The organism is Microbacterium sp. J1-1, assembly GCF_024498615.1.
Taxonomy (GTDB): Bacteria; Actinomycetota; Actinomycetes; order Actinomycetales; family Microbacteriaceae; genus Microbacterium; species Microbacterium aurugineum.
The window spans coordinates 3,689,722-3,705,375 of record NZ_CP089590.1; the positions used below are offsets into that span (position 1 = coordinate 3,689,722).

Genomic DNA, 15,654 nt, shown 5'->3' on the forward strand with positions numbered 1-15,654 from the left:
CAGTGCATGAATACCCGAAGAATCCTCACCACCGGAGCGCTCGTCGCCACCGGCGCCCTCGTCCTCGCCGGCTGTGCGGCCGGCGATGACACCGCATCGTCCGGCGACAAGGAGTTCGCCGGCGAGACCCTCGTCGTCACGTCGTTCGGCGGCGACTGGGAGAAGGCCTTCATCGAGGCCGTCGTCGATCCTTTCGAGGAGGAGACCGGCGCCAAGGTCGAGCTGATCACGCTGTACAGCGCCGACGCCCTCGCCCAGGTCACCGCCCAGAAGGCCAGCCCGCAGATCGATGTCGTGCACTTCTCCGGCGGGCAGGAGTTCACCGCCGCCGCGGACGGTCTCATCGCGCCGATCACCGCCGACGAGCTGTCCGAATCCGGTGACCTGATCGATCTCGCCACGGCGGGCCTCGAGCGCGGGGAGGGCCCCGTGATCCAGCTCGCACCGATCGGACTCGTCTACAACACCGAGGCCGATGCTCCGGCACCGACCTCGTGGCTCGACCTGTTCGACGAGGCTTACGCCGGCCACATCGCCCTCACGGACTTCTCGAACACGTACGGCGTGCTCTCGATGCTCCGTGTTTCCGATGCGCTCGGCGGCGGCATCGAGGACCCCTCGCAGGCCATCACCGACCTCGGGGAGCTGGCTTCGTCGGGCGACGCGATCGTCGTACCCACCTCGCCCGACCTGCAGACCGCCTTCGCACAGCGCGACACCTGGCTCGCCCCGTACGCGATGGACTACGCCGGCACGCTGCAGGACGCGGGCCTTCCGGTAGAGTTCATCGTCCCGGAGGAGGGCGTCACCGCCTCCCTCATCACGGCGAACGTCGTCGAGGGCCGGGACAACCCCGACCTCGCGAAGCTCTTCATCGATTTCGAACTGCGCCCCGAAGCGCAGGCCGTCTTCGCGGAGAACATGCGGTACTCGCCGGTCAACACCCAGACCGAACTCTCCGGCGACGCCGCGGAAGCCGTGCTCACCGGCGACGAGCTGGAGACGGTCGTCGTCTACGCTCCGGGCGATGTCGCAGCTTCGCGGCAGTCCTGGACCGATGAGTGGAATGCGCTGATCACCAAATGAGTGTCCGAACCCGTAGGGAGCCCTGGCTCCTGCTCCTGCCGGCGATCGTGCTGCTCGCGCTCGCCTTCATCACCCCGGTGGCTGGCATGCTCCTCATGAGCGTGCAATCGTCGGCAGGCGGGTTCACCCTCGACAACTTCACCCGGTTGTTCACGAGTGAATATCACCTCCAGGCGGCGCTGCGTTCGCTCCGCCTGGGGGTGATCCAGACGATCATCACGCTCGTCATCGCCATCCCGCTGTCGTACGTGATGGCTCGCGCCGGCTCCCTGGTGCGCTCCTTCCTGCTCATCGTGGTGATCCTCCCCCTCATGACGAGCGTCGTGGTCCGCACCTTCGGCTGGGTCGTCCTGATGGGACCGGCCGGGCTGATGATGCAGATTCCCGGCGTGGAGTTCCTCGTCGGCGGCACGCAGGGCTTCCTCGGCACCGAGACCGGGGTCGTGATCGCGATGGTGCAGGTGCTCCTGCCGTTCGCGGTGCTCAGCATCCTGGGTGTGATCTCCGGCATCAAGCCTCAGCTCGAAGAGGCGTCGCGCACGCTCGGCGCCGGATTCTGGCGCACGCTGTGGCACGTCGTCCTCCCGCTCGCGATCCCCGGCATCGTCGCCGGTGCCTCGCTCGTCTTCGTCCTCTCGGTGAGCTCGTTCATCACGCCGCGCTTCATCGGCGGGGCGCAGATCCCCGTGTTCGCGCAGACCATCTACGTCGACGCAACCACCAACCTCGACTGGTCGTTCGCGGCCGCACAGGCCGTGCTGCTCTTCGCCGGGGTCATGCTCGTGCTCGCAGCGACGTCCCGACTCGGGAAGCAGAAGGTGTGACCATGGTCCGTTCCGTTCCGATCCTCGGCAGGGTCCTCGCCATCGTCCTCGGCGTCATCGTGACGCTCTACATGCTCGTCCCGCTCCTGGTCGTCGCTGGTGCGTCCGTCGGCGAGAACCGCTTCCTCACCTTCCCCGGCCAGGGGTTCACCCTCGACTGGTACGTGGAGGCGCTCACCTCGGACACCTACCTCGAACCGTTCCGTCTGAGCCTCGTGGTCGGCGTCACCGTGGCCGTCGTGGCCGCGTCGATCGGCACCGCTGCCGCCCTCGCGCTGACCCGCTTCAACATCCCCGGCGGCGCCGCCATCCAAGCCCTGCTGATGTCGCCGCTGACCATCCCGACGATCATCCTGGCGATCGGTGCCCTGTCGATCTCGTCGCTCACGATCGGCGCACCGAACGTCGGTGTCCTGATCGCCGTGCACGTCGTGATCGCGATCCCGTACGTGATGCGCACCGTCACCGGCGTGATGGCGCGGGCAGACCACTTCACGGAAGAAGCCGCGCGCACCCTCGGCGCCAGCGCCTGGAACCGCTACCGCCTCGTCGTGCTGCCCATCGCCCGCCCTGGCATCGCGGCTGGTGCGTTCTTCGCCTTCAACATCTCGTTCGACGATGCGGTGATCGCCCTCTTCCTGCGCACACCGCAGCTCGAGACGCTCCCCATCGCCATCTACGGCCAGCTGGAGTTCAGCACCTCGCCCACCGTGGCGGCGGTATCGACTCTCATGGTCCTGCTCACCGTCGTCCTCATGATCGTGCTCGAACGCATCATCGGCCTGGGAAGGTTGTTCGTCTGATGACAACACTCACCATCACTGCTCTCACCAAGGACTTCAAGGGGACATCGGTGCTCAAGGGCATCGATCTCTCGATGCGGTCTGGGGAGTTCGTCTCCCTGCTCGGCCCGTCGGGGTGCGGCAAGACGACGCTCCTGCGCTGCATCGCGGGGCTCGAGTCACCCAGCAGCGGCACCATCGAGATCGCCGGCCAGGATGTGACGAAGCTCCCGCCCGAGAAGCGTCACCTCGGCATGATGTTCCAGAGCTATGCCCTCTTCCCGCACATGAGCGTGGTCGAGAACGTGCGCTTCGGGCTGCGGATGTCGGGCGAGAAGTCCAAGACCGAGCAGAAGGAACTCGCCGTGCGGGCTCTGGAGCGCGTGCAGATGGGTCACCTCGCCGACCGGATGCCGGCGCAGCTGTCGGGCGGCCAGCAGCAGCGTGTCGCCCTGGCCCGCGCGATCGCGTTCGAGCCGCGTGTGCTCCTGCTGGACGAGCCGCTGTCGAACCTCGATGCCCGGCTGCGGGAGGACATGCAGGTGGAGCTCAAGGAGCTGCACCGCACTCTCGGACTCACCACCGTGTTCGTCACGCACGACCAGGAGGAGGCGATGAGCCTCTCCGACCGCATCGTCCTGATGAACGCGGGAGTGATCGAACAGGAAGGTGCGCCGGCCGAACTCTACGGCGCACCGCGCACCCCGTTCGCGGCAGACTTCATCGGCGCGGCCAACCTGCTCCCGGCCACCCGTTCCGGAGCGGTCGCGACGCTCGACGGCACCGCGATCCAGGTGCCGCTGACGGGGGCGGGCCCCGATGGCACCGGTGAGGTCGTGCTCCGCCAGGAGGACCTGCGGCTCTCGCCGACGGTCGGCGCGGAGACTCCGGTGGACGTCGACGTCGTCGCCCACGTCTACCGCGGGGCCGACATCGTGTACATCGTCGAGCTCGCGGGGAAGCGGATGCGCGTGGTGCGCCCGCGGCACGAAGCACCCATCCCGGAAGGCGCAGCCGGCCTCGGCTGGCGCGACGGCGCGGTGCTCTGGATCGCCGCCGCCTGACCTCCCCTCCCTCGCCCCTCGCCCTAGGCCCCGGGGCTGAAACCAGACGACCCCTCGCACGCCCGGCGTGTCCCACCCCGACACGCCGGGTCGCGCGCATTCCGTCTCTGTTTTCGCCCCTGTGCTCGACACGGGCACGGTCATAGGATCGGGGCGTGACAGACGACTCCGCCACCCGTGCCACCTCGCGCCGCGGTTTCTTCAAGATCGGGGGCGCCGCGCTCGCGGGCGCGGCGGTCGGGGGTGCGGGCGGGGCGGCGATCGGCGCGTCGATGGCCGGCAACCCGCGCGACGGCTTCGCAGACGACCCGGATCCGTTCGCGGCCCTCACTCCGCGCAGTGAGCCGGGGTTCGATCACCTCGTCGTCGTGATGGGTGAGAACCGCTCCTTCGACAACCTGCTCGGATACCTGTACTCCCGGGAGAATCTGCCGGCAGGCGAGACGTTCGAGGGCCTGGACTTCGGCACGTACAGCAACACCTCCTCCGACGGAACGGTCGTCGATGCGCACGTGTACGAGGGCGACACCGACCGGATCATGAGCCTTCCCGACCCGGACCCCGGCGAGGAGTACCCGCACGTCAACACGCAGATCTTCGGCACCGTGGATCCCGCGAGCAACGCCAAACTCTTCGTCGACGAGATGACCGCGCCGTTCAACGCCCCGACGCACGGCGAGAAGCCCACGATGTCAGGGTTCCTGGAGGACTACATCATCAACTTCCGGCGATTGCGCAAGGGGGTCAACCCGAAGCCCGAGGAGGCCAGACACATCATGGGTTCCTTCTCTCCGGAGATGCTCCCGGTGCTGTCGACGCTCGCCTCCGAGTTCGCCGTGTTCGACCACTGGTACGCCGGGGTCCCGTCGCAGACCTTCTGCAACCGTTCCTTCTTCCACGCCTCGACCTCACACGGCTTCGTGACCAACCAGGCCGGCGGCGGATACAAGAAGTGGCTCGATGCTCCGGCAGCCCCGACGGTGTTCAATCGGCTCGAAGACGAGAAGGTGAGCTGGAAGATCTACATCGACAAGCTCCAGCTCGTGTCGTTCACCGGGATGCTGCATGCCCAGGTGCTCGAGAAGTACTGGCGCACCGAGCACTTCGGCACCATGGAGGACTTCTACGCCGAGGCGAAGGACGGGAAGCTCCCCGCCTACGCGTTCATCGAGCCCCGCATGGTCTACGACCACAACGACTTCCATCCGCCGTTCGGCCGCCCCCGCGAGGGCGAGGTCGAGGGTGAAGCCGTCTTCGACAGCGCGATCTCGGACGTGCGCGCCGGAGACCGACTCATCCATGACATCTACGAGGCCGTGCGCACGAGTGCGTCCGCGACGGGTTCGAACGCGGTCAACACCCTGCTGCTCATCACCTTCGATGAGCACGGCGGCTGCTACGACCACGTGCCCCCGCCCGCCGCCACCACGCCGACGCCCGACACCGAGGCCGGCGAGATGGGCTTCACGTTCGACCGGCTCGGATGCCGTGTCCCGACGATCGCGGTCTCGGCGTACACGAAGCGCGGCTCGATCATCCATGACGAGATGCACCACGGCTCGGTCATCGCGACGCTCTCCCGTCTGCACGGGTTGAAGCCGCTCAACGATCGCGACCAGTCCGCCAACACCCTGCTGAACGTCGTCAATCTCGACAAACCCCGCCACCCCGCCGACTGGCCGGTGACGACCCCCGCGTACACGCCGCCGAACCCCGAAGAGTCGGCGCCGCGACCCGGTGAGAAGGATCAGCTGAGGCCGTTGACCCCGCCAGCTCGCGGGCTTCTCGGCCTGCTGATCGCGCGCTACGGCAAGCCGGGAGAGCCCGAGCCGGAGACGTTCGCGGATGCGTACAGGCTGCTCCACGAGCACGGCGAGGAGCTGTTCGGTCCGCCCCGGGGCGGCTGACGGAGGCTGCGCGCGACGTGCGCGTGGTGTCACGCAGCGGAGGAGGGACGCCCCAGCATGCCGCGCAGGAGCATCCCCGGAACCGCGGCCTGATCCCGAGCGCGTCGCGACGCCTCCTCAGCGGTCGCGTCGAGAGCCCACTCGTCCACGCCGCGGAGCATGCCGAACGTCGCCGCGGCGAGCGCCGCCACGGGCACGTCATCGCGCACGGCTCCGGTGCGCACACCCACCTGCAGCACCTCGGCGACCCACGCGTGCACGGCATCGAGCAGAGTGGTCCTCGCGTCGACGCCTCCCGCTGCGGGCAGGTAGAAGATGCGCCCGAGCAGACCGAGAGCAGGATCGACCGCGGCCAGTCGGCCGAGATCCGTGAGCACTCCGTCGAGGCGCGGCCAGAAGTCATCGCCGGCGAACTGCGCGGGTTCCGGGGCGACCCAGTGCGCGCGCACGTCGGCGATCAGGGTCTCGACCACCGCGTCCAACAGCTCCGCCTTGGAACCGACCGCGTGATAGAAGGAGCTCTTGCTGATGCCGGCCGCCTGGATGATGCGGTTCAGCGACGCGCGCTCATATCCGACCGAGGCGAACTCCGCCACCGTCGCCTCGATGAGTCGGTCGCGGTGATTCCCCGTGAGCGCTGCCATGCATCCACCCTACTGGACCAGTCGGTCCAGTAGGCGTAGTGTGGGCATTGGACCAGGTAGTCCAGAGGAGGAACATGCTCACCGACACACCACTCGACTCCCAGATCGCCGCACAACGGGACGATCGCCTGAGAGTGCTCATCGTCGGTGCCGGCATCGCCGGCATCACTCTCACGCAACTGCTGCGTCGCGACGGACTGCATCCGGTTCTCGTCGATCGGATGCCCGAGATGGACCACCCGGGCTACATGCTCGCGCTCATGCCGACCGTCGACCAGGCTCTGGTCGATCTCGGCGTGCACGAGGACTACCTCGCCGCGGGCACACCCATGCAGCGCTATGCGTTCCGATCCCACCGCGGCAAGATGCTGCGCTCCGAGTCGATGAGCGATCTGCTGCGCGTCTACGGCGACTACAACGGCATCTCGCGTGGCGCTCTGATCAAGGTGCTCACCGAGAGCGGGTGCCCGGTGACGTTCGGCACCACCGTGCAACAGGTGACCGATCGCACCGCGCTGTTCGTCGACCGTGACGGGTCGCCCGCCGGCGAAGGTCGGTTCGATCTGATCGTCGGTGCCGACGGCATGAACTCACGCATGCGCTCCGTGCTGGGTTCGGCCGTACCGCAGGTCGTCGAGACGGGGTGGTCGGGCTGGGTGGGGTGGGCGGATGATCTCAGCGATCCGACTCTCGGCGAGGAGATCTGGGGCAATGGGTTCTTCCTCGGGGCCTACCCCGTGAAGAACCGGCTGGGTGTGTTCCTCGGCGGTCCGGACGCCGACCTTGCGGACGGTCCCGTCGCGTTCGCCGCATCCGTCCGCGAGCGGGTCGATTCCCTCGGCCCTCGCCTGGAGGCATCGTTGCGCGCGATCGAGACTGCACCGGATCCGTACCTGTGGCGACTCGCCGACGCCCGTGCCCCTCGGTGGGTGCTCCCCGGCGGCGTGCTGCTCGGGGATGCCGCCGCGGGGTTCCTGCCGACCGCGGGCATCGGAGCGGGGATGGCGATCGAGTCGGCCTGGATGCTGGGCCGCATGCTCGCGCACGCCGACCGGCAAACCCTGCCGGCACTGCTTGGGGCATGGGAGCGGGTCGAGCGCCCTCGCGTCGAGGCAGCGCAGTCGAACTCACGGATGCTCGCGCGGCTCATGTTCCGCCGTGGCCGTGTGCTCGCGTGGCTGCGGGAGACCACGCTCCGAGTCCTGAGCGTGCGAGCCGTGCTGGGACCGATCGTCAAGCTGGTCGCCGGACGCCCCGACCCCGATGCCGTCGCCCGCGAGACACTGGCATGAAGCCGTGCTCCGTGCGGAGAGGCCGGCCGGGCCCGTGCGGTGATGCTGCCGTCGGTCCCGATGGTGAACGTGGGCACCGCCCATCTTTAGTACCCAAGCCAGAATTCTTTGGTCTCGGGTTGCACCAGAACGATTCCGGAATCTAGAAGTACGCCCCAGTGAATCGGGGTGGTGAGAGGGTGGAAGTTCGTCTACCCCTCACATGGGGGATATGGACAGGTATCACAACGTTTCCTACGTTTCCGAGAACACGAGAAAGGTTGTGCCGTGAACTACACACGAAAGACCCACATCGGAGCCGCCACGACGTTGGCCATCGTGACGATGCTCTTGACCCCGTTTTCCGCCTCCGCGACGAGCCTAGGAAGTCCCAGCGGACGCTGAAGTGCCCACCCCCACGGTTGAGGGTAGCGCTGTAACCGTTGAGCTAGCCGCGAGTGACGTAGGCGTCGCGCTGGGCAGTTCGACGGACGTCACGATCTCTGAATCCGGCCAGTACGCAACCGTTGAGGATGCTTCGGTCACATACGCAGTCAGTCACCCAGAGGAGGGTTCGACGCGGTTCGCCGCGATCCTCGACGCCCCGGTGAAGGAACAGCCCCAGTGGACATTCGATGAGGGCACACAGCTGCTACTGCTCGATAACGGGACGGTGAGCATTTCTGACGGCGAGAACTTCATCGGCGGCATTGATGCCCCCTGGGCGGTCGACGCCGAGGGCCGTACTCTCTCCACGCACTACGAGATCGCTGGTTCGACTCTCAGACAGGTCGTTGACACCACAGGCGCAACCTTCCCCGTCGTTGCAGACCCGACGGTCAACTTCTACGGGCCATATATCCAGGTCCATCTGAACCGGTCTGAGAGCCTGGCCGCCATCAGTGGGTTCTCGGCCTGCGCCGCGGTTCTCAACAAATCGAAGGTTTCCTACGCGAAATTGCTCCAGGTTGCTTGCGCCACCGTTGTCGCGATCAGCGGTACACAGCTGGCCGGTGGGAACTGCGTCTCGATCCACTACGTCGTCGGCGTCGGCGGGCCGGCCGGCATATGGTGGCCGTGGATTCACAAGTGTTAGGAGAGCAATGATCTATGCAATCGTGGGAATTGCCCTGCTTGCATTGGGCGGTATCGCTGGGAAGCTCAGCGCTAAAGCAGGTACTGTCCTCGCCGCGGTCCTTGTGCTGTCATGGCTTCTTGCCCTGGCATGGTTCTCCGTGTCGGGCGACCTCGATTCCATGGTGCAGCCCCTCGCCGCTTGCCTCGTGGTCGGCCTCCTGGCCTTCCTGATCGGAGCGAATACCACTCGCCGCTGGCCGGCTCCGCAACGCAACAAGTAGTCGACCACCAGGGGGCGAGATGGTCACGACACTAGCCCTCGGGGAGCCGTAACGCCTTCTCGGTGAAGTACCTCACTTCACCTGCGGAGTTCTCGACGCCGAACACCCACTTGCCGGCGGGAGTTGCCCGGACGTCGATGACGGTGCCCCGTTCGCGGCCGACGATCACATCGGTTCCCGCTGAGAAAACGGATTCGCTCATGGATGAGAGCTTGCCCCCGCAAGCTCTCATCCGCATCCCTCGCACGACGGACATCCGCCGCGAAACCGACTGTCAGACCGGGTCGCCCTGCACCGGCCCGTCGGTGTTCGGCCTCCAGCCGAGTGCCGGCGCCACGTGCGTCGCGAAGGCTTTCAGCACATGCAGGTTGTACTCCGGGCCGAGCTGGTTGGGGATCGTGAGCAGCAGGGTGTCGGCGGCCATCACGGCCTCGTCCTGCTTCAGCTGGGCGATCAGCACGTCCGGCTCGGCGGCATAGGTCTTCCCGAAGGTCGAGCGGAATCCGTCGATCACACCGATCTGGTCGGCGTTCTCCTCGCTGCGCAGCCCGAAGTAGGCCCGATCCATGTCGGACACGAGCGGGAACACGCTGCGGCTCACGGAGACCCGCGGTCGCCCGGTGTGACCGGCTTCCTTGTAGGCCGAACGGAACAGCTCGATCTGCTCGCGCTGCAGCTCGTGGAAGGGCTGGCCCGTCGCTTCGGTCACGAGGGTCGAACTCATCATGTTGAGCCCCTTGCGACCCGTCTCCACGGCGGTCGAACGAGAGCCCGATCCCCACCAGATGTGGTCACGGAGCGTCGGCGACTGCGGTTCGATCTGCAGATACCGACCCGCTCCCACCATCCTGGGGTCACCGGGGGCGAGACCCTCGCCATCGATCGCCCGAAGGAAGAGGTCGAACTTCTCCCGCGCCAGCACGCTGCCGCGCTCCGTGTCCTCCTCGTCGACGTAGCCGAACGTCTCGTAGCCGCGAAGCGCGGTCTCGGGTGAACCTCGGCTCACTCCGAGCGCGATCCGTCCATCGGCGATCAGGTCGAGCGCTGCCGCTTCCTCGGCGAACTGGAACGGGTTCTCGTAGCGCATGTCGATCACACCGGTGCCGACCTCGATGCGCTTCGTGCGCGCCGCCATCGCGGAGAGCAACGGCATGGGGGACGCGGCCTGGCGCGCCCAGTGGTGCACGCGCACCGAGGCACCGTTCACTCCGATCTCGTCGGCGCCTTCGGCGATCTCGATCGTCTGCTTGAGCATGTCGCCCGCTGTGCGGGTCGCCGATCCGGGGACATCGGCGTAGTGACCGAAAGAGAGGAATCCGAAAGCCTTCATGATCTATTCCAACGCATGTATTCGGGGTCTATTCCCCCGGCAGCAGGATGCCGTCGAGGATCAGGGCACGGATGCGGGGTTCGAGGTCCGCCCACAGCTCGGCCAACGGGACGTCGAACAGGTCCGCCAGCGCCGCCACGATCTGTCCCACGGTGAGTTCACCGTCACAGGCCCCGACGAGTCCGGCGAGCGCGGGGTCGACCGCGATGGTGCGGCTGAATCCTCCGCCCTGACGCAGCTCGATCACGCTCGGGTCGTCGTTGCCGGGCAGCAGGTGCCGCGCCTCGGTGACGTCGGCAGCGACCGTCAGGGTCGCCGGCATCCCCTGGGTGAGCACGTCGTGGGCGGCGAGCCCCGTGGCCAGTGCCGCACCGACGTTCGAGACATGCTGGCCGATCTTCTCGGTCCGTCGCAGCGGGTCGCCCGTTGACCCCCGGCGCATCAGGACGTAGCCGAAGCCGATGGAGGTCACACCGCGGGCGGCGAAGTCATCGAGCCACGCGGTGAGCAGCGGGGTGAACCCGGGATCGCGCGGGGTGGTGCCACCGTCACGGATCCACAGCTCGGCGTACCCGAGGGGCGAGAGCTCTTCGCGTTCGATCACCCACAGGTCGAGCTCGGCCGGTACCCACGCCTCCAGGCGGGCGAGGCCCCCGACTCCCGCCTTTGACTCCCAGTTCCCCAGCAGCTGGACGATGCCGTTCTCCGTGAGGAATGTCGGGGCCGTGCGCACGAACTGCTCGACCAGCGCGTCTCCGACCAGTCCGCCGTCGCGGTATTCGTACGCGGGAACCCCGTCGACGCGCGGGGTGATCACGAACGGCGGATTCGAGACGATCAGGTCGAACGCCTCCCCCGCGACCGGCTCGAACATGCTCCCCTGGCGGAACTCGATGTTGGCGACTCCGTTGAGGTGCGCGTTGAGCTCGGCGAAGGCGAGGGCGCGCGCGGAGATGTCGGTCGCGATGACCCTGCCCGCCCGACGCGCGACCAGGAGCGCCTGGATACCGCACCCGGTCCCGAGGTCGAGCGCGCGATCCACCTCGATCGGGACGATGGTCTCGGCGAGGGTTCGGGACGCGCCGCCGACACCGAGGACGTGATCGTCGGGCAGCGCTCCGTCGAGCGCCACCTCGTCGAGGTCGCTCGCGATCCACCACTCCCCCACACCATCCGCATCGACGAACGACTGCGGTCGCAGCAGTGCCGTGGGCGTCACGGTGTCGGCATCAACGGTCGCGAGGCGGAGGGCGACGAGCCCATCCACCCCGAGGTGCGGGAGCGCGGCGGCCACGGGCTCCCGCGGCTGGGCCATCCCGAGCACGAAGAGGCGCCCGAGAGTGGCGAGCGCACCGGTGTCGCCGGCGATCGCGCGCAGGATCGGCTCCCGCATCCCTCGCGCCAGGGCATCGTCCGCCTCTTCTCCCCAGAGTCGCCGAAGCGGCTCGGAACGGAGGTCCGCAGCATCGAGATCCGCTGCGAGAGCGGCGCTGTGGAGCGGGTCGGGAACGGGTGAGAGGGTGTCGGACACGGCCGTCACTCTACGCGTCTTCAGGCTTCTCCTTCATATGGCCTCCTAGAATCAGGAGGTCAGTACTCACGGGCAGCTCTCTCCGGCGCCCGAGGAAGACCTCCATGACCGCGATCACCCCCGAAACCGGCCTCCGTGCGCGCCTGCATCGGCTCGCAGGCAGGGCCGCGGTTTTCGCGATCGCAGCGGGCACCTGTGCCCTGGGTGCGCCGGGCGCCGCTTTCGCCGCGGACCAGGCCCCGAAGGACGACGATCAGACCGTCGAGCTGCACGTCTCCGCCGGCATGCGCGGACTCATCGCTCCGGGGTCGTCGACCTCGGCGACGCTCACTCTCGACAACGGCACGGACACGAGGCTCAGCGGTGGACAGGTCGAGGTCGAGCTCAACCGCACACCCCTGCCTGACGATGCGGCGGTGACGAGCTGGCTCGACGACGGTGAGGCTCCCGGCGAGTTCGCTGCGATCGGGGCCGACGACACCGAGCCGATCGATGCGGGCGCCTCCGCGACGACCACGATCTTCGTGCCCGAAGACACCCTCGGCGACCTCGCCCCCGGCGTGTACCCGCTGCGCGCGGAGCTCACCGGGGCGAAGACCGGCGAAGACGCGGCGGCCGAAGCGGACACGACCGCGACGACCGTCCTGATCGTGGCGGACTCGCAGACCACGCAGATCGGCGTCATCGTTCCCCTCACGGCGACGCCGGAAGGCGGTGCGCTGCTGACCGCCGAAGAGCTCGCAGAGCTCACCGCCGCCGACGGCGCACTGACCGCCCAGCTCGACGGGATCGCGGGGACGACGGCCGTGATCGCGATCGACCCGTCGATCCTCACGGCGATCCGGGTGCTCGGCACGGCCGCTCCTGAGACCGCACGGGAGTGGCTCACGCGGCTCGATGGGCTTCCGAACGCGCGGTTCGCCGTGCAGTTCGGGGATGCGGATGCCACGGCGCAGGCACAGGCGGGGTTGCCCGAGCTGCTCCAGCCGACGACGTTCGCCCCCTTCTTGAACGCCGCGGACTTCCCGCAGACGCCGGAGACGGTCGCCCCCACGGACGGCACGGGCGCAACACCCGGCCCGACTCCCGGTCCCACGGACTCCACCGCGCTCCCGACGGATGAGGAGCTCACCGCGGTCGAGGGTGCGCTGCCGCGAATCCTCTGGCCGCACGATGCGCTGACCGAGACCGACTTGGCCGCGTTCACCGGGTACCTCGGAGAGGGGACGACCACGATCGTTCCCTCGTCGGCGGTCGGCGGACAGAGCGCTGCCCACGCGACCGCGTCGGGCCATGATCTCCTCGTCACCGATGCCACCACGTCCGAGGTGCTGTCAGAAGTGGCCGCCGAGGGTGACAGTGTCGACCGCCAGCGCCTGCTCGCCGAAGCGACGGCGCGACTCCAGTTCGCTCAAGCCCGTTCCGCCGGCGCTCCCCTGCTCATCGGCTTGGACCGCGATGAGAATCGCCGCGCGGACGCTCTCCGCGACGCGATCTCCGCGGCGGACTCCCTCGGATTCGAGTTCTCCGCGCTCCGGGCGACGACACCCGTCGCGGCGACTCTGACCGCAGAACCCGACACCGCGCGCTCGGCCGCCGTGACGACGCTCCTGGCCGACGAGGGCAAGCTCACCGCCTTCTCGTCCATCCTCGAGGACCCGCAGGTGCTGCTGAGTCCGGAGCGCATCAGGATCCTCCGCACACTCGCCGTCGGGACCTCGGCGAACGCGTTCACGGAGGACCTCGCCGATCATCAGGCACAGACGCGCGCGACGCTGAACGCCGTGAACATCCCGCCGTCCAGCACCATCCAGCTGCTCGCGGCCAACGCCGACCTCCCGATCGCGGTCCGCAACGACCTGCCGTGGCCGGTGACCGTGCAGCTCTTCGTCTCGCCCACCGACCCCCGTCTCGACGTCAAACCCATGACCGAGACGGTCGTGCAGCCCAACTCGACGACGCGGGTGAAGGTTCCGGTGTCGGCACGGGTGGGCAGCGGCGAGGTCGATCTGCGCCTCAGCCTCTACAGCCCCACGGGTGTGCAGATCCAAGGGGATCAGACCGTCCGGGTCGCGGTCCGTGCCGAGTGGGAGACGATCGGCCTCGTGATCTTCGGAGGTCTCGCGGTCCTCCTGATCGCCCTCGGCGTGATCCGCACCATCCGCCGCAAGCGCCGTGAGACAGCGGCGGAAGACGAGGAAGCCGTGGCCACGGAGCCCGAGGAGAAGCGTGACTAGTCTCGGACGCGCGAGCGCCATCATCGGAGCCGGCACCATGGTCTCCCGCGTCACGGGGCTGCTGCGCAGCATCGTGCTGGTCGGTGTGATCGGCTCGGTGGCCTCCGAAGCAGCAGACGCCTTCACCTACGCGAACCAACTGCCCAACAGCGTGTTCTCCCTGATCTCGGTCGGGGTGCTCACCGCCGTCATCGTGCCGCAGATCGTCAAGGCGACAGCCGATGCCGACGGCGGCAATGCGTTCATCTCGAAGCTCTTCACGCTGGGCACCGTGGTCCTGGTGGTGGTGACGGCCATCGCGACAGCTGCCGCTCCGTGGCTCGTGCATCTCGTGGCCGGCAAGGCCAACGAGGCCACGCTCGCCCTCGCCACCGCGCTCGCGTACTGGTGTCTCCCGCAGATCCTCCTCTACGGCCTGTACGCGATGCTGGGCGAAGCTCTCAACGCGCGCAAGATCTTCGGTCCGTTCACCTGGGCCCCCGTGATCAACAACATCGTCTCAATCGCCGGGTTCATCGCCCTCGGTGCGCTGTTCGCTCCCGTGTCCACCAAGGCCACCGACTGGACGCCCTCGATGATCACCCTGCTCGGCGGCACGGCCACCCTCGGCATCGCGCTCCAGGCCGTCGTGCTGCTGGTGTTCTGGAGACGCACGGGACTCGCCTTGAAGCCCGACTTCCACTGGCGAGGCGTGGGTCTCGGCAATGTCGGACGACTCGCCGGGTGGACGTTCCTGATGGCCTTCGCCAGCCTTTCCGCCGGGGTCCTGCAGGGATACATCGTCAGCGAAGTCGCGGGACTCGGCGCATCTGCGACGGTGACCGCGAACGCCTGGTTGATCTTCATGCTCCCGTACTCGGTGATCGTGCTCTCGATCGGCACGCCCTACTTCACGCAGATCAGCGGGCACGCCGCGGCCGGCCGCCACGACGAGGTCCGCTCGGACATCGCGAGGAGTATCCGCACGTTGCTCTTCTTCATCGTCGCGGCGACGGCGGCGGTCGCTGCCGCGGCGATACCCGCGTCACGTGTCTTCACCGAATCGGCGGCGGACGCACAAGCCGCCGCTCTGGTGCTGATCGCGTACCTCTTCGGTCTCATCCCGCTCACGATCCTGTTCATCGTGCAGCGCACCTTCTATGCGTATGACGACACGCGCACTCCGTTCTGGTTCACGATCATCCAGTGCGCCCTCATCGTGGGAACCGCTCTCATCGCCCTCGGCTTGCGGGAAGCGGACATCATCCCGCTGACTTCCCTCGCCGCCGCTGTCGCACTCGGGCAGTCACTCGCAAGCACCCTGCAAATGATCATCGCCACCTGGCTGCTGCATCGAAAGATCGGTGGCCTGCACGTCCGCTCGTGGATGCTCGCCATCCTCCGTTTCGCGATCGCGGGCGTGCCCGCCGGTCTTGCCGGGTGGGGGACCTTCCTGCTGCTGGGAGGAGTGGACGGCTGGGCCACGTCGGGCGTCATTCCGGGCATCTTCGGCACCGCGATCATCGGCCTCGCCGTGGTCGTGGTCTACGTCGCCATCCTCGCCGCCATGCGGGCCCCGGAACTCAAGGCTGCCGGTGGTCTGGTGCGCAGGTTCCTTCCCGGACGCTGAGCCTCCCGCAC

The 15,654-nt window shown here is 67.8% G+C and carries 14 protein-coding genes; 10 read left to right on the forward strand and 4 right to left on the reverse strand.

Features of this window, described 5'->3' with window-relative positions; translation table 11 throughout:
• Window positions 1-6 precede the first annotated feature (6 nt).
• From LRQ07_RS17960 to LRQ07_RS17980, 5 genes are all read left to right on the forward strand, one after another.
• Window positions 7-1,086: an ABC transporter substrate-binding protein gene (locus LRQ07_RS17960; protein WP_232763067.1), complete on the forward strand. Its 1,080-nt coding sequence runs from the start codon at window positions 7-9 to the stop codon at window positions 1,084-1,086.
• The gene (locus LRQ07_RS17965; RefSeq protein ID WP_047521401.1) at window positions 1,083-1,910 is read left to right on the forward strand and encodes an ABC transporter permease; all 828 of its coding nucleotides are present in this window, start codon (window positions 1,083-1,085) and stop codon (window positions 1,908-1,910) included. The genes LRQ07_RS17960 and LRQ07_RS17965 overlap by 4 nt, the downstream gene beginning before the upstream one ends.
• Window positions 1,911-1,912: 2 nt before the next feature.
• Entirely contained in the window at window positions 1,913-2,713 is an 801-nt protein-coding gene (locus LRQ07_RS17970) for an ABC transporter permease (protein WP_232763066.1), read from the forward strand.
• Entirely contained in the window at window positions 2,713-3,756 is a 1,044-nt protein-coding gene (locus tag LRQ07_RS17975; protein ID WP_256535422.1) for an ABC transporter ATP-binding protein, read from the forward strand. Before LRQ07_RS17970 ends, LRQ07_RS17975 begins: the two co-directional genes overlap by 1 nt.
• 155 nt (window positions 3,757-3,911) lie before the next feature.
• Window positions 3,912-5,663 carry an alkaline phosphatase family protein gene (locus LRQ07_RS17980; protein ID WP_256535423.1) on the forward strand — a complete coding sequence of 584 codons (1,752 nt, stop codon included), beginning with the start codon at window positions 3,912-3,914 and terminating at the stop codon, window positions 5,661-5,663.
• 29 nt (window positions 5,664-5,692) lie between these two features.
• On the opposite strand, the gene LRQ07_RS17985 is transcribed toward LRQ07_RS17980, so the two are convergent.
• Window positions 5,693-6,307 carry a TetR/AcrR family transcriptional regulator gene (locus LRQ07_RS17985; RefSeq protein ID WP_232763064.1) on the reverse strand — a complete coding sequence of 205 codons (615 nt, stop codon included), beginning with the start codon at window positions 6,305-6,307 and terminating at the stop codon, window positions 5,693-5,695.
• Window positions 6,308-6,381: 74 nt separating this feature from the next.
• On the opposite strand from LRQ07_RS17985, the gene LRQ07_RS17990 reads away from it, so the two are divergent.
• From LRQ07_RS17990 to LRQ07_RS18000, 3 genes are all read left to right on the forward strand, one after another.
• Entirely contained in the window at window positions 6,382-7,599 is a 1,218-nt protein-coding gene (locus LRQ07_RS17990; RefSeq protein ID WP_256535424.1) for an FAD-dependent oxidoreductase, read from the forward strand.
• A 385-nt stretch (window positions 7,600-7,984) separates the two neighbouring features.
• On the forward strand, window positions 7,985-8,674 hold the full coding sequence (locus LRQ07_RS17995; protein WP_256535425.1) for a hypothetical protein: 690 nt from the start codon (window positions 7,985-7,987) through the stop codon (window positions 8,672-8,674).
• Window positions 8,675-8,681: 7 nt separating this feature from the next.
• Entirely contained in the window at window positions 8,682-8,936 is a 255-nt protein-coding gene (locus LRQ07_RS18000; protein WP_232763061.1) for a hypothetical protein, read from the forward strand.
• A gap of 31 nt (window positions 8,937-8,967) precedes the next feature.
• Here LRQ07_RS18000 and LRQ07_RS18005 read toward each other — a convergent pair whose 3' ends face one another.
• From LRQ07_RS18005 to LRQ07_RS18015, 3 genes are all read right to left on the reverse strand, one after another.
• The gene (locus tag LRQ07_RS18005) at window positions 8,968-9,138 is read right to left on the reverse strand and encodes a hypothetical protein (protein ID WP_256535426.1); all 171 of its coding nucleotides are present in this window, start codon (window positions 9,136-9,138) and stop codon (window positions 8,968-8,970) included.
• A gap of 72 nt (window positions 9,139-9,210) precedes the next feature.
• Window positions 9,211-10,266, reverse strand: coding sequence for an LLM class flavin-dependent oxidoreductase (locus LRQ07_RS18010; protein WP_256535427.1), 1,056 nt, complete (start codon window positions 10,264-10,266; stop codon window positions 9,211-9,213).
• A 28-nt stretch (window positions 10,267-10,294) separates the two neighbouring features.
• Entirely contained in the window at window positions 10,295-11,806 is a 1,512-nt protein-coding gene (locus LRQ07_RS18015) for a methyltransferase (RefSeq protein ID WP_256535428.1), read from the reverse strand.
• A gap of 95 nt (window positions 11,807-11,901) precedes the next feature.
• Here LRQ07_RS18015 and LRQ07_RS18020 point away from each other — a divergent pair, with 95 nt between their 5' ends.
• The gene (locus LRQ07_RS18020; protein ID WP_256535429.1) at window positions 11,902-14,034 is read left to right on the forward strand and encodes a DUF6049 family protein; all 2,133 of its coding nucleotides are present in this window, start codon (window positions 11,902-11,904) and stop codon (window positions 14,032-14,034) included.
• Entirely contained in the window at window positions 14,027-15,643 is a 1,617-nt protein-coding gene (murJ, locus tag LRQ07_RS18025) for a murein biosynthesis integral membrane protein MurJ (RefSeq protein ID WP_232763057.1), read from the forward strand. Before LRQ07_RS18020 ends, murJ begins: the two co-directional genes overlap by 8 nt.
• Window positions 15,644-15,654 lie beyond the last annotated feature (11 nt).

Excerpts from the sequence above, each read along its gene's own strand:
- LRQ07_RS17960 (WP_232763067.1), top strand. The coding sequence starts at position 7 with ATGAATACCCGAAGAATCCTCACCACCGGAGCGCTCGTCGCCACCGGC.
- LRQ07_RS17965 (WP_047521401.1), top strand. The coding sequence starts at position 1,083 with ATGAGTGTCCGAACCCGTAGGGAGCCCTGGCTCCTGCTCCTGCCGGCG.
- LRQ07_RS17970 (WP_232763066.1), top strand. The coding sequence starts at position 1,913 with ATGGTCCGTTCCGTTCCGATCCTCGGCAGGGTCCTCGCCATCGTCCTC.
- LRQ07_RS17975 (WP_256535422.1), top strand. The coding sequence starts at position 2,713 with ATGACAACACTCACCATCACTGCTCTCACCAAGGACTTCAAGGGGACA.
- LRQ07_RS17985 (WP_232763064.1), bottom strand. The coding sequence starts at position 6,307 with ATGGCAGCGCTCACGGGGAATCACCGCGACCGACTCATCGAGGCGACG.
- LRQ07_RS17990 (WP_256535424.1), top strand. The coding sequence starts at position 6,382 with ATGCTCACCGACACACCACTCGACTCCCAGATCGCCGCACAACGGGAC.
- LRQ07_RS18000 (WP_232763061.1), top strand. The coding sequence starts at position 8,682 with ATGATCTATGCAATCGTGGGAATTGCCCTGCTTGCATTGGGCGGTATC.
- LRQ07_RS18005 (WP_256535426.1), bottom strand. The coding sequence starts at position 9,138 with ATGAGCGAATCCGTTTTCTCAGCGGGAACCGATGTGATCGTCGGCCGC.
- LRQ07_RS18010 (WP_256535427.1), bottom strand. The coding sequence starts at position 10,266 with ATGAAGGCTTTCGGATTCCTCTCTTTCGGTCACTACGCCGATGTCCCC.
- LRQ07_RS18020 (WP_256535429.1), top strand. The coding sequence starts at position 11,902 with ATGACCGCGATCACCCCCGAAACCGGCCTCCGTGCGCGCCTGCATCGG.